Raw genomic sequence first — 12,673 nt, forward strand, 5'->3', positions numbered from 1 at the left:
GTTCGACCATAAAGGTGTGTGCGCCACCCCGACAAGCGCGAACCCAACAAGACCACACCAAGTTCACATTCACCCAGACACTCACACTCCTCGGCACATCAAGCACGAGGAGAGGTAAAGTGACCACGACACGGAACAGCCGACTCACCTCTTCCACGATCGGTCCCATCGATACACACAAGAGATTGCAGCCGCACGAGCATCGGCAGCCGAGAGTCGGCACACGACCACGACACCGTTAACCACTTATCAACGAGTGCGCCAAATAGACATAAACAGTTAGCGAATCAGCCTCACACCGTCAAGATTGACACGCGAATGACTCAACAAAAGATGGCACTGATATCGATATTGAGCTAAGCCCACTGTCACCACGTGCACTAGAGGCTCATGAGACATAACCAGGAATCGGTGTAGGAATCATGACGCACGTAGCCGCGTTGATCGGCAGCCGAGTCGTAGACCCGGCCAGCAGCCAGAACGGTCCTGCCAATGTGATCTGCGTCGACGACCGGATCGCGGTGGCGGGTCCCGGGGGCAGTCGGGCCCACACCCATTCGGCTCGTGATCGTGAGCGTGCCCCCGGGCACGAACGCCGCGAGGGCCTCAGGAGGCACGGGTGGGGGCCCCGCCGCGCCGACCACGCCATCCGCAGGGGCGTCCCAGTGATCAACCGCTCGAGGCTCCTCGTGGTGGCCGGACCGTGATCGTCGGATTCAAGGCGCGGGCCACGGTGACCGACGATCCCGAGGTCTCCCCGTTCCGCGACGGCACGGAGTCCATCGCGGGCAACCGGATCATGATCCACTCAGCTTGGTCTCCGTGTACGGCGAGCCTGACGAACCTGGACGCCCTCGGCGCGCTTCGGCCGGGCGGCCTGGAGGGCATCGTCACCCACGCGTTCCACGGTCGCTCCGGCACGCTGACAGACGATGATCGGGCCGGCGAGGCGAGGGGGCTACGCGTCGAGAGCGGCCCACCGATGTTCTCGGACGGATTCGACACGATCGTCGGGGAGCGTCGACTCGCACCAGTCGGCTGTGTCCGGGCCGGTTGGTGGTACCTGGCCCCTCCGCAGTACGCTCCTGAACGGAAAGCTGCAGCTCAGACGCATGATGACCGCTTGCACGGCGGTCCGTCGGCCGGCCGGGATCCATCGGCCGTTCACGGAGCCGCCACACAGACAGCCGCCGTCGGTGCAGTGCGCCGAATCCCCCGATCGGTGCCAAACGCGCCGGCGGCGGCGCTGGCGGCGGGAGCCACTGGGCACGACGCAGTTGCAAGCCAGAGCAGGTGGGCCGGGCCGCCTGCAATCGGCGGACGGCTCGGCTCGGCATCTCTGACACGCGTGATGGGGACGACACCCCGTCGCTGGCCTGACACTGAAGTCGTGCCGACGCTGTCCGACGACGCCATTGCCGCGCTCACCGCGGACCTCGCCCCGCTCGACGCCGATCTGACCGCCCGCTTCCCCGGCGATCCGGGCACCCGCCAGCCCGTCCACACCTGCTATCTGCCCGCCGACCGGCTACACCCGGACGTCGTTCTCGAGTGGGGCGAAGCCGCCCGGGAGGCGCTACGCCACCATGCTCCGGATCCGGATGCCCTGGCCGCGGCGACCGCGGGTGACTCCGACCCGGCGATCGCCGCCGCCGTGTACGCGCACGTCGTGCAGGCGCTGACCGTCGAGCCGATCCAGGATCTGCGGGTCGATCTCGAGGACGGGTACGGGACCCGCCCGGACGAGGTCGAGGACGCCGACGCCGTGCAGGCGGCGCAGGCCCTGCGCACCGCGGCGGCGGCCGGCGCGCTGCCAGCCTCCTACGGGCTGCGCCCGAAGTCGCTGGACGCCGCCGTGCGGGCCCGGGGGCTGCGCAGCCTCGATCTGTTCCTCACCACCCTCGCCGGTGATGGTGGTGAGGGTGGCCCGCCGCCCGGCCTCGTCGTGACCCTGCCGAAGGTGAGCGCGCCCGAGCAGGTGATCGTGTTCAGCGAGGTCCTCGCCGAGCTGGAACGGCAGCTCGACATCCCGCCGGTCGCGCTGGAGATCCAGGTCGAGACGCCCGCCGCGGTCCTGAGCCTGCCGGCGCTGGTAGGTGCCGCGCCGGGACGTCTGACCGGGCTGCACGTGGGCACCTACGACTATTCCGCGGCACTCGGGATCGCCGCCGAATACCAGGCCAGCGATCATCCGGGGGTCGAGCTCGCCACGGCGCTGATGCAGTTGGCCGCCGCGGGCACCGGGATCCGCGTGGCCGACGGCTCGTCCAACGTGCTGCCGGTGGGCCGGGCCTCCGACGTGCGCTCCGCGTGGCGCCGGCATGCCGGGCTGGTCCGCCGGGCTTGGTCGAGAGGTCTCTACCAGGGGTGGGATCTGCATCCCGGCCAGCTCGTCAGCCGGCACGCGGCGGTGGCCGGCTGCCTGCTCACCGGGCTGCCCGACGCCCTGCGGCGGCTGGCGGACTACGCAGCCGCCCGCACGTCGGGATCGGTCGCCGACGAGCCGGCGACCGCGCGTGCCCTCGCCGGGCATGTCCTGCGCGCGGTGGACGCCCGCCTGGTCGACGACGCGCGGCTGCGGGCCGCCGGTCTGGACGAGGAGACGGTCGCCCGCCTCGGAGGCCGACCTCCGCAGGTCCTGCGCTGACCCACCGGGCCGGGTCAGGCCGGGCCGGGCGGGCCGGGCCGGGTCAGCTGCCGCGGTAGGTGGAGTAGCCGTACGGCGCGAGTAGAAGGGGCACGTGATGGTGGTCGGCCGGCTCCCGGATGACGAAGACGATCGCCACCTCGGGGTAGAAGGCCGAATGCCCCGTGGTGTCGAACACGAGGCGCCAAGCGCCGGTGCGGTCCGCGGGCAGGTCGCCGACGCGCCCGTCGTCATCGGTCACCGCCTGGGCGACTGGGCGCCAGCCCTTGGTCGCGCCGTCGAGGGTGACCGCGGCCCGTTCAAGGCGCACCGGCACACCGACGGCTGGCTTCCCAGAGGCGGTGTCCAGCACATGGGTCGACAAACTCACTCGCGTCGCCCTCCCCGGCTCGCCGCCGGGGTGCCCGCCGGCGACCCACTCGTCGCTTCGCCACGACCCGGGAACCAGGTGTCAGGCGCCGGTGATCAGATGGCGCAGCCGCAGCGCGGTGATCTCTGCCTGCTGGCCGGCCGCCACCCGCAACTCGGTCCTGGGGTCGTTCGTCATCCTCTCCCGGAGCAGCTCCAGCATCTCCTGCGCGCCACGCCCCGCCGCGCGAACGAGGAAGATGAACCCGAAGCGGTCCTCGTACTCGGCGTTCCCCTCGGCGAAGGCCGCGCGGACATCCTCGCTCGCCTGGTCCAGGGCGGCCTGCTCCCGTCGGGGGGCGTCGAGGGAGACGACGGTGGCCCGCGAGGACGTCGGCGGCGTCGGCGCGGGTGCCGGGCGCTCCCCGATCCGGGGATGCGCGGTGAACGCCTCCAGCCAGGCGGTTTCGGGCAGGTTCCACCACTCCTGCTCGGCGGCGGGCAGCAGCGTGGCGAGCGTGCCGAAGGGCCGGAGGGCCGCGACGGCGTCCGCCCAGTCCTCGGAACCGCAGCAGGCCAGCAGCTCCTCGCGGGCCGCGGCGGGCGTCAGGGAGTCGAACCAGCGCATGGCCAGCGACTCGCGCCCCGCCTCGGTCGGCGCGCCGACCAGCCGCAGCCGGGCGAGACCGCCGTCCGGGATCGCGTCCACCCGCACGTGCGTGGCCTCGACCGGCACCTCCAGGTCGAACAGGTGCCGGGTGTTCGGCTGGACCCGGGTGCGCGGCAGCAGCGGCCGCCAGTCGGTGATCGCCGACAGGGCGTCCGTGGCCAGGTCGTCGTCGCCGGTCGTGGGTGCGTTCGCCGCCCACAGCGCGACGGCGCGCGGCGCGTTGCCGCGGAAGTGGCGGGTGTCGACCTCGGCCCGCACCACGGTCCCCTCGGTGGCCAGCCGCACCACCGCCCAGTCGTGCCCCGGCCCGCGGCGGCGGCGGGTCTCCCAGCCCTCCCCCATCGCCCGGGCGTCGCCGGAGGCGTTCAGGTTGTGCCGGTCGCCGTAGTGCATGTCGCTGGCGGCGACGACGACACCGCCCAGGTAGGCGGCGGCCAGGTCGGAGGTGACCCGGTCGAGCAGCCGCGGGTCGGGCACGACGACGCCGTGCACCCGCAGCCGGGCGACTCCCCCGTCCGGGTGGATGGTCAGCCGCAGGTGACTGATCCGGAGCCGGCCCTCCGCCGACACGGGCAGGACGTTGACGGCGTCCGCGGCGACTGGCGTGCGGGCGACGAGGGGCACCCAGGTGACCGAGTCCTCGGCGACCTCCTCGGCGGACGGGTAGCCGGCAAGGGTGGCGCCGTGCAGCTCGACCGACTCCGGGGCGTTACCGGTGAAATGGGTCGTGTCCACGGTCACCGCGTGCACGATGCCGGGGGCGCCGAGGCGGACGATCGCCCAGTCCGCCGCGGGCAGGTCGCGGCGGCGGCGGGTCTCCCAGCCGTCGGTCCACTGGCCGCGCTCGGTGAACACCCCCGGACGGACTATCGGTGCCTCCGCCAGGAGCATGCGCTCGGCGAGCGCGAAGAACTCGTCATTGACGGCGACGACGGACCCGCCGAACCGGGCGGCGGCGAGGTCGACGAGGTTCGTCAGGTCGGGCGCGTCGGTCATGGGTGCGGGCTCCTTCTGCTCGGGCGGACGGGGCTGGCGGACGGAAACGGGCTGCGCGCCGGGACGGGCTGGGGCGTGGCTGGTGGGTCATCGGGAGAGCAGCCGGCCTCGCGCGGGCCGGCTGCCGTCCGCCCGCCGTCCCCGCAGGTACGTCGCCAGAACCACGCCGTCAAGCGTTCGCCCAGCGTAGGGCGTGAGCGGATGGCGGTGGCGCAGCAGAGACGGTTCGACGACGAACGTGGCGTCGGGGTCGAAGACCACCAGGTCGGCGTCGGCGCCGACGGCGATGCGTCCCTTGGTGCCGCTCGGTGCGGCGCCCGCCCCGCCGGTGCCGAGCCCCGGCGCGCCCAGCCCGACCAGGTCGGCGGGGCCGGAGCACATCCACTGGACGACGTCGACGAGGCCGTGCCCGCGGCGGCGTGCCTGGGTCCACACCGCGGCCAGGCCCAGCTGGACGGAGGCGATGCCACCCCAGGCCGTCCCGAAGTCACCGGTCTCGACGGATTTCAGCGCCGGGGTGGCTGGCGAGTGGTCGGTGACGACGCCGGCGAACAGGCCGGCGGCCAGGCCGTCCCAGAGCCGGTCCAGGTTCGCGCGTTCCCGGATGGGCGGCGCGCACTTGAAGACGGTCGCGCCGTCGGGGACCTCCTCGGCGGTGAAGGTCAGGTAGTGCGGGCAGGTCTCGACGGTCATGGGCAGGCCGGCCTCGCGGGCGGAGACGACGTCGTCGAGCGCCTGGGCCGCCGCCAGGTGCAGGACGTGCAAACGCGCGCCCGTCGAGGCGGTGAGCGCCGCGAGCGAGGCCACCGCGGCCTTCTCGGCGGCCGGCGGGCGGGAGCGCAGCCAGCTGGCGAACGTGCGGCCGGCCGCCTCAGGCGCCTCGGCGAGCACGGAGGGCGACTCGGCGTGGACGACGGTGAGGGCGTCCATCCGGGCGGCGTGCCGGGAGGCGGCGGCGAGCACGTCGAGGCTCACGTGCGGGAACTCCTCGACCCCTGAGGGTGCCAGGAACGCCTTGAACCCGAACACGCCGGCGTCGTGCAGCGCGGCGAGGTCGTCGAGCCGGCGGGCGTCGGCGCCGATGATCCCGCCCCAGAAACCGACGTCGACGGCGACCTGGCCCTCGGCCGCCGCCCGCTTGGCGGCCAGCGCGTCCAGCGAGGTGGTGGGGGGGATCGAGTTCAGCGGCATGTCGATGATCGTTGTCACGCCGCCGGCCGCCGCGGCCCGGGTGGCGCTGGCGAAGCCCTCCCACTCGGTCCGGCCGGGCTCGTTGACGTGGACATGCGTGTCGACCACGCCGGGCATGAGCACGAGGTCGCCGAGATCGGTGACGGCGACGCCGGATGGCACCTCGCCCGGCGCGGTGACCGCGGTGATCCGGCCGTCGACGACGTGGACGGCCGCGGGGCGCTCGCCGTCGGGCAGTACGACCCGACGCGACCGGATCACCTCGACGGCGTCCGGCGGCGTCGCGGCACCGGCCTGCCCACCACTCATCCGCTCATCCGCCGCTCATCCGCGTTCCATCTCTCCAGGCTGCCTTGTTCCCCGGATACGGGGCACCGCCCAGCGGATCGACCGGATCCGCGAGATCGACGAGGTCCACCGGGCGGACCGGTACCCGGTGCAGGTCCCGCCCGACCGCCGCCCGGACGGCGGCGAGGACCGCGGCGGTCGCCGTGCAGGTCGGGGTCTCCCCGACGCCCTTGACCCCGTAGGGCGCGTCCGGCTGCGGGTGGGTGAGCGCCACGAAGTCCAGCGCGGGGACGTCCGCCGTGGTGGGCAGCAGGTAGTCGTGCAGCGTCGGGTTGGTCACCACGCCGTCCACGGTCACCAGCTCCTCCATCACGGCCAGGCCGAGTCCCTGGGCGGTGCCGCCCTCGACCTGCCCGCGCAGCGACAGCGGGTTCAGCACGGTGCCGCAGTCCTGCGCGAGCGCCATCGACACGACGCGGACGAGCCCGAGGTCGAGGTCGACGTCCACCACGGCCCGGTGCGCCGCCGCGGCGAAGGCCACGTGCGGATCACCCTGGCCGTGCGCGTCCAGGGCGGTGGTGCGCCGGTGGTGGAAGGTGTGCTCGGCTTCGACCGGTCCCTCGGCGAGCGCCTCGGCCAGCGTGAGCCGGGTCCCCGTCTCGGCGCCGACGATCTCGCTCCCGGTGATCACCAGGGAGCGCCGGGGCGCCTCGACGACCTCCGGCGGCAGGCCCAGCCGACGCGCCACCCGGGCCAGCAGCCGGTCGACCACCGCCACGCACGCACCGCGCACGGCGCCGCCACTCATCCAGGTCTGGCGGGACGCGCTCGTCGACCCGGCGCTGCCCACCCCGGTGTCGGCGGGGCGCAGCACGACCTCGTCGACACCGAGCTCGGTCCGCGCGATCTGCCCGGCGACCGTGACGAACCCCTGCCCGACCTCGGCACACGCACTGTGGATCGTGGCGACCGGCCGGCCGTCCGCGTCAAGCTCGAGCCGCGCCCGCGCGGTGGAGGAGTCGTCGAAGCCCTCGGAGAACAAAAGGTTCTTGTAGGCCAGGGCGTATCCGACGCCACGGCGGACGCGGGCGAGGTCCGCGTGCGCGCCGCGCCCCCCGGGACGGGCCGTCACCGGCGAGGCGGCGGTGAGCGCCGCCGGCAGCGGGCGCGCCGCGACCGCCTCGATCGCCTCCCGCGCCGGCAGCGGCGGCCCGAGGACCTGACCGGTGGGCAGGACGTCGCCGGGCCGCAGTGCGTTGCGCACCCGCAGCTCGACCGGGTCCATCCGGAGGCGGTCCGCGAGCCGGTCCATCTGCGCCTCGTGTCCGATCGTGACCTGCGGGACCCCGAACCCGCGCATCGCCCCGCACGGCGGGTTGTTGGTGCGCACGACGAGCCCGTCCAGCCGCGTGTTCGGCACCCGGTACGGCCCGGCGGCGTGCGTGACGGCGTTGGCGATCACCGCGGGGGACGACGACGCGTACGCCCCGCCGTCCATGATGATCCGCGCGTGCACGCTGACCAGGTCACCTGCCTCCGTCGCGGTGTGGCGGAACCACATCCGGGCGGGATGGCGATGCGGATGGCCCAGGAAGGACTCGACCCGGTCGTAGGCGATGCGGACCGGCGTCCCGGTGGCCCGGGCGAGCAGCGCGCCGTGGACCTGCAGTGTGACGTCCTCGCGGCCGCCGAACGCGCCGCCGACGCCGGCGAGTTCGAGCCGGACCAGCTCCTCGGGCAGCCCCAGGCAGGCGGCGATCTGTTCGCGGTCGGAGTGCAGCCACTGGGTGGCCAGCCACATGTCGACCCCCCCGTCGGCGGCCGGCACGACCAGCGCCGCCTCCGGCGCGAGGAAGGCCTGGTCCTGCATGCCGACGAGGTAGCTGTCCTCGACGACCACCGGGCCGGCGGCGTCGGGATCGCCGTGTCTCAGGGTGATCTCACGGAACACGTTGCCGTCCGGGTGGAGCGGTTCGGCACCCGGCCCGGCGGCCACCTCGGGATCGACGAGGGGCGGCAGCGGCTCGTACTCGACCTCGACGGCCGCCAGCGCGCGCCGGGCGGTCGGCGCGTCGACCGCGGCGGCGGCGGCGACCGGCTCGCCGGCGTAACGGGTCTCGGTGGCGGCGAAGACCGGCTGGTCGGCCACGATGAGGCCGTAGGTCGCCACACCGGGGACGTCCACCGCCGTCACCACCGCGGCGACTCCCGGGATACGCAGGGCCGCGGCGGTGTCGACCCGCCGGATGCGCGCCCGCGGGTGGGGCGAGCGCAGGGTCCGGGCGTGCAGCATGCCGGGGGCGCTGAGGTCGCCGGCGTAGACGAACGTCCCGCCGGCCTTGGCCGACCCGTCGGGACGGACCACCGACCCCCCGACGCCTCGCGACCGGCCGGTCATGCCCACCCGGGCGGGCCGCCCCGCCCCGCCTGGACGGCGCGGACCGCCGCGAGGATGCGACCGTAGCCGGTGCACCGGCAGATGTTGCCCGCCAGTGTCTCCCGGATCTCCTCCTCGTCGGCGCCCGGCCGGCGGGCGAGCAGGTCGGTGACCGCCACGACCAGGCCTGGGGTGCAGAAGCCGCACTGGACCGCCCCGTGCGCGACGAAGGCGGCGCGCACCGCGGCGGCCGGCCCACCCGGGCCCAGCCCGGCCACGGTGACCACGCGGGCGTCGGCGGCGTCGGCGGCGAGGACGGTGCAGGCCGTGACCAGCCGGCCGTCCAGCAGCACCGAGCAGGCCCCGCACCGGCCCTGCTCGCAGGCGTCCTTCACGGAGGTGACGTCGAGCCGCTCCCGCAGGACCGTCAGCAGCGATTCCTCGAGCCGCGCCCCGGTAACGGCGCGCCGGGCGCCGTCGATGCTCAGGTGGTAGGAAAGCCGGCGCTCCCCGCCCAGGTGACCAGGCACGCCGCCGCTCACGGGGCGCTCTCGCGCCGCGGCGCCGACCGGGCCGTGAGGCATCGGGCGAAGGCCCGGGCGGCCAGCACGCCGGCCGCGTGCACCCGGTACTCCAGGGGATGGCGCGGGTCCTCTCCCAGCGGCGGCGCCGCGCGGACACCGGCCGCGGCCAGCTCACCGAAGCGCCGTGCCAGGGCGGCCGGGGCCGTCCCGGTGGACCAGTCGACGTCGGCGGCGGCCAGCCGCTCGGCCTCGGCCACCCGCCACGGCCGGACAGCCACGCCGCCCACGGCGCAGCAGACCCGCTCGCGGACCCGGTCGACGAGCAACGCGCAGGACACCAGCGACGGGAACGCGGCCTGCCGGCCACCGATCTTGAGGTAGGTCTGCGGGCCGCTCGGGCGGGGCACCCGGACCGCCGTCACCAGCTCGCCCGGCAGGCGGCCAGCGCTCAGGAAGTCGTCCAGGCCCGCGGCGCGCGACCCGTCCTCGGAGGTGAGCAGCACCTCGGCCTGGGCCGCGGTGAGGAACGTGAGGAGGTCGCCGCGCGGGTTGGCGGAGCCGAGCGCCCCGCCGACCGTCCCGCAGTTGCGGATCTGGACGGACCCGACCACCCGGGACGTCGCCGCCAGGCCGGGCGAGAGCGACCATCCGGCCAGCTCGGTGTAGGTGACCCCGGCGCCGATCGTGAGGGTGTCCGCGCCTGCCCCGCGCACCCGCAGCTCCAGCACCCGGCGCAGCGCGACGATCGCCGCCGGCCGGCGCGTCCCGGTGCGCAGCGCGGGCACCAGATCGGTGCCGCCGGCCAGCAGTTCGACCGGCCGGCCCGCCCGTGCCTCGGCGGCGAGGGCGGCGACGGCCTCGCCGACCGTCCCGGGCCGGTGCAGAGCGGTGGACGGACCGCCGGGCGTCGTCATGGGCCCGACGATAGTGGGGGGACGTTACGTCGATGTTCAACGAACACTGCTCTACGTATCTTTGTGTTCACTGTTGAGAGTCGCCGGAGGCGGCCCGGTACGTACGGACGGCGACCACCCCTCGAAATGTCACGGAGTGACACACATCGGATACCCGTCCAAAACCCCGGATCGCTTCGGTGATGGGATGGCACCGAAAACCGGAGCCGACCGGAGCCGAGACCGGAGCGGAGACAGGGACGGATACCAGAGCGGGAGATCTGACCGCCGGGAGGCAAACGCGATGATCGGTCGCCTGACCAACACCGACCCGGCGCTGCGGCACGGCTGGCACCCGGTCGCCCGGTCGTCCGAGCTCGCCGACGAGCCGATCGCCGTGCGGCTGCTCGGCGAGCCGTGGGTGCTGGCCCGGTTCGACGACCAGGTGGCGGCCTTCGCCGACCGGTGCCCGCACCGCCTCGCCCCGCTGTCGGCGGGACGGGTCGAGGGCCACGAGCTCGTCTGCGGCTACCACGGATGGCGGTTCGTCGCGTCCGGGGAGTGCACCGCGGTACCGGCGCTCGGCCCGGGGATACCGGCGCCGCGGCGGGCCCGCGCCATCCCGCCGTGGGGGGTGACCGAGCGGCACGGGCTGGTGTGGATCGCGCCCGCGGAACCGTTCGCCGACATCATCGAGCTGCCGGAGGCGGCCGAGGACGGGTTCGACGACGCCTGGCTGCCCGCCGCGCGCACGACGGCCTGCGCCGGCCTGCTCGCCGACAACTTCCTCGACACCGCGCACTTCCCGTTCGTGCACGCCGCCACCATCGGCGCCGGCGAGGAGACCGTCGTCGCGCCGTACCGGGTGGACGCCGACGGCGACGGCTTCCTGGTCCGGATGGACCAGGAGGTCGCCAACCCGGAGGATCCGGGGGTCGCGGCCGGGCTCCGCCCGCTCATCCAACGCCGCACGTCGACGTACGTGTACCGCCCGCCGTTCATGCTGCGGCTGCGGCTGGAGTACCCCGACGCCGGGATCACCAACACGATCCTGTTCTGCCTGCAGCCCGAGGACGCCGCCGCGACCCGCGTCTACACCCGCATCCTGCGCGACGACCTGGACGGTGATCCCGCCCGGCTGGCCGAGGCCGTCCGCTTCGAGCAGGCGGTACTCGACGAGGACCTCGCCCTGCAGGAGCGCTTCACCATCGACGGACTCCCGCTGATCTCCGGGGACGGCGGGACGGCCGCGGAGGTCAGCATCCGCGCGGACGCGGCGGGCGTGGCGCTGCGCCGGGTGCTGGCCGCTGTCGTCGCCAGGGCAGCCCGCAGCTCTCCCACCAGGGCAGCGGATATCCGACACTGAAGCCGGCACGGCGGACGGCGGCACCGACCTACCATGTGATCAGGCGGGTGGCCGCGCTGTCGGGCCGTGGGGCGCGGCGGGCACGTGGGTCGCGGGGATCGTGTGATCGTGGCAAGCCGGCGGCGGACCGCCCGGCGGACCACGGGTTCCGGAAGGTGGTGCCTGGTGCGGGACCGTGCCGAACCTGCGGCGATGGCCGACGTGAAGGTGGCCGAGGTGCAGGTGGCCGAGGTGACAGTGGCCGACTTCGCCGCGAGCGTCTCGGCGGCGAGCTGGGACGACCTCGACCCGCGCGAGTTCGACCGGTTGCGCCGGCTGGTCGGTGCCGCCGGGGGCCGCGGCGACAGCACGCTCGCCGCGATGTCGGACGAGCAGATCGCGCGGTCACTGGGCGTCGCGCTGGTCGAGGGCGGCCGCACCCACCTGTGCGCGGGGGCGGTGCTGCTGTTCGGGCGGCCCGAGGCGCTGCGGGCGCACGTGCCGAACCACGAGGCCGCCATCCAGGTCATCGGGCCGGAGACCGGCGAGCCCGCGGACGGGATGAACGACTTCTTCCGCTGGCCGCTGCTGCGTCTCACCGAGGAGCTGCTGGCCCGTTTCCGGGCCCGCAATCCCGAGCGCGAGATCCGTTACGAGCTGGTGCGCACCGGCGTGCCCGCCTACGCCGAGCAGGCGTTCCGCGAGCTGCTCGCCAACGCCTTCGTCCACCGCGACTACACCGCGGCCGGTGCCGTCCACGTGCAGTGGACCGGTGAGGGCGTCGAGATCTCCAGCCCCGGTGGCTACGCCGACGCGGTGCGCGACCCCGCCGCTCGGCTGCTCGCGCGGCCCCCGCGGCCGCGCAGCCCGCTGCTGGCGGACGCGTTCCGCCGGGCGGGGATCACCGACCGCTCCGGACGGGGGATCCGCCGGGCGCACGCCGCCCAGCTCCGCAACGGCCTGGCCGCGCCGGACCACACCGGCTCGACCGCCGACACCGTGGTCGCCGTGTTGCCCAGGCAACCCGCGGATCTCGCGTTCGCGCTGTTCGCCGTCGGCCGGGAGTACGGCGGACGTCCGCTGGCGTTGCCGGACCTGCTGGTTCTCACCGCCGGGCTGGGCGGGCGCACGCTGCGGACGGCCGACGTCGCCGAGCTGCTCGGCACCGACAAGGACCGGGCACGCCGGCACCTGACGGACATGGTTCACAACGGCCTGATGGACGTCGCCAGCGGAGGCGGCGTGCGGATCTGGGTGCCGTCCGCCCAGGTACGCCGCGCGCTGCGGGATGACGCGAGCCAGCTGCACGCGCGTTCGCCGCGCCCCCCGCGGCGCGGCGCACCCGCCCGGTCCACCACCGCGGTCGCGGGCCCCCCCCCCCCCGGGGGGCACCC

General features: G+C 74.4%; 9 protein-coding genes. 3 read left to right on the forward strand and 6 right to left on the reverse strand.

What is annotated here, in order from left to right; genetic code table 11:
• Positions 1-1,390 precede the first annotated feature (1,390 nt).
• On the forward strand, positions 1,391-2,647 hold the full coding sequence (locus MXD62_RS28500; protein WP_248832476.1) for an aldolase/citrate lyase family protein: 1,257 nt from the start codon (positions 1,391-1,393) through the stop codon (positions 2,645-2,647).
• Between the two features lie 43 nt (positions 2,648-2,690).
• Here MXD62_RS28500 and uraH read toward each other — a convergent pair whose 3' ends face one another.
• From uraH to MXD62_RS28530, 6 genes are all read right to left on the reverse strand, one after another.
• Positions 2,691-3,017 carry a hydroxyisourate hydrolase gene (gene uraH, locus MXD62_RS28505; RefSeq protein WP_248832477.1) on the reverse strand — a complete coding sequence of 109 codons (327 nt, stop codon included), beginning with the start codon at positions 3,015-3,017 and terminating at the stop codon, positions 2,691-2,693.
• 81 nt (positions 3,018-3,098) lie between these two features.
• Positions 3,099-4,661 (reverse strand): allantoicase, encoded by a 1,563-nt coding sequence (locus tag MXD62_RS28510; RefSeq protein WP_248832478.1) that lies wholly within the window; start codon positions 4,659-4,661, stop codon positions 3,099-3,101.
• Between the two features lie 87 nt (positions 4,662-4,748).
• The gene (gene allB, locus MXD62_RS28515) at positions 4,749-6,161 is read right to left on the reverse strand and encodes an allantoinase AllB (protein WP_248832479.1); all 1,413 of its coding nucleotides are present in this window, start codon (positions 6,159-6,161) and stop codon (positions 4,749-4,751) included.
• Positions 6,162-6,165: 4 nt separating this feature from the next.
• Complete coding sequence (gene pucD / locus MXD62_RS28520) at positions 6,166-8,538, reverse strand: xanthine dehydrogenase subunit D (protein ID WP_248832480.1); 2,373 nt, start codon at positions 8,536-8,538, stop codon at positions 6,166-6,168.
• A complete protein-coding gene (locus MXD62_RS28525) occupies positions 8,535-9,059 on the reverse strand; it encodes a (2Fe-2S)-binding protein (RefSeq protein ID WP_248832481.1) in 525 nt (174 codons plus the stop codon). Before MXD62_RS28525 ends, pucD begins: the two co-directional genes overlap by 4 nt.
• On the reverse strand, positions 9,056-9,955 hold the full coding sequence (locus MXD62_RS28530) for a xanthine dehydrogenase family protein subunit M (protein WP_248832482.1): 900 nt from the start codon (positions 9,953-9,955) through the stop codon (positions 9,056-9,058). The genes MXD62_RS28525 and MXD62_RS28530 overlap by 4 nt, the downstream gene beginning before the upstream one ends.
• Positions 9,956-10,238: 283 nt before the next feature.
• Here MXD62_RS28530 and MXD62_RS28535 point away from each other — a divergent pair, with 283 nt between their 5' ends.
• Entirely contained in the window at positions 10,239-11,300 is a 1,062-nt protein-coding gene (locus tag MXD62_RS28535) for an aromatic ring-hydroxylating dioxygenase subunit alpha (RefSeq protein ID WP_248832483.1), read from the forward strand.
• A gap of 165 nt (positions 11,301-11,465) precedes the next feature.
• Positions 11,466-12,673: ATP-binding protein (locus tag MXD62_RS28540; protein ID WP_248832484.1), on the forward strand; the 1,208-nt coding region annotated here is incomplete at its 3' end.

It is taken from the genome of Frankia sp. Mgl5 (assembly GCF_023242985.1).
Lineage (GTDB): Bacteria > Actinomycetota > Actinomycetes > Frankiales > Frankiaceae > Parafrankia > Parafrankia soli.